Annotated in this window: 2 protein-coding genes; both read right to left on the minus strand. The window is 44.4% G+C overall.

What is annotated here, in order from left to right; all coding sequences use genetic code 11:
• A partial coding sequence (locus tag ACUVJL_RS32620) for a GntR family transcriptional regulator (protein ID WP_445249621.1) occupies positions 1 to 175 on the minus strand: 175 nt, incomplete at its 3' end.
• Positions 176 to 846: 671 nt separating this feature from the next.
• Positions 847 to 1067, minus strand: a 221-nt coding sequence (locus tag ACUVJL_RS32625; RefSeq protein WP_445249620.1) for an adenylate/guanylate cyclase domain-containing protein, incomplete at its 5' end; no start/stop codon positions are given.

The raw sequence follows: 1067 nt of genomic DNA on the forward strand, positions 1-1067 counted from the left end.
GGTATACTTTGCTGATGGTGTTGCGGTGCAAACCCGTCTGCATGGCTAGCTGTCTGGTGCTGGGCAAGCGGTGCCCGGGCGGAAATTGTCGCGAGGCGATCGCAAACCTGATTTGATTGAATAGTTGGGTGGATGCTGGAATTTCGCTATCTGTTTGAATATGAAATTGAACCATTATTAAAGGCTCCTAGGACTTCAACTTAGTATTTTTATAACGTCGAGTACCGCGCATAGCATTGCTCGGATATCTCTGTATATAGCTTGACACTCCCCAACCTAAAGGATGGGGATTCTTAATTCAGCGACTGACCTTTAAGTGTTGCGTCCTTACGGCAATACTCAAACCTTTTAACCGTAGAAATCCTACCAATTAACGAGTGTGATTCGCAGTCACCCCAGAGGGTCTATCTCCAAAAGCGTACTAGGATATTGACCTAGAGTTTGGGTATGCCCTACCCTACTTAACAAAAGTAAATTGTTTATTTTTCTGGTTGTGAGACTGTATTAAGCCTCTAGCTGTTTTAAGAGTTTTCGCCGCTCTTTGTCCCCCGGTTAACGCCTAAAAGTGTGTCTGAGTCCCTGTTTCACGATGGCGAAGGAGTTTAACCTTGACTATGGTAGTATACCACAAACACTAGGAATTTCCTAATTTTTAGGAATCGATTTAAGAAGTTAAAGCCGTCCTAAAAGGATGGGGTTTTAAACCCATATCTCTGATAATCTTATTTGGCGGCTCTGCTGCAGGCGTTATGCCGAGCGGGCGATCGCATCTTCGAGGCGATCGATCGCAGCCTCCGGAATTTCCCTCAACAATCAGGTAGATTCAAGTCTTAGTTTTATTTACTCTCAGATTTTGAGAGCGCTTGCTGTTTTTGGGCCCATCAGGAAATAAGTCCGCATTTCCCCTTGACCTTTAATATCGATCAAGCCGCGCTCTTCAAATTCATATTTATCCCGCAGCAACTCATAAGTATAGAAGCTAACTTGAATGCGACCTGGTACGCCGTGAGATTCCATGCGGCTGGCTGTATTCACGGCATTTCCCCACAAATCGTAAATGAATTTTT

This window comes from Microcoleus sp. OTE_8_concoct_300 (assembly GCF_031383065.1).
GTDB lineage: Bacteria > Cyanobacteriota > Cyanobacteriia > Cyanobacteriales > Microcoleaceae > Microcoleus.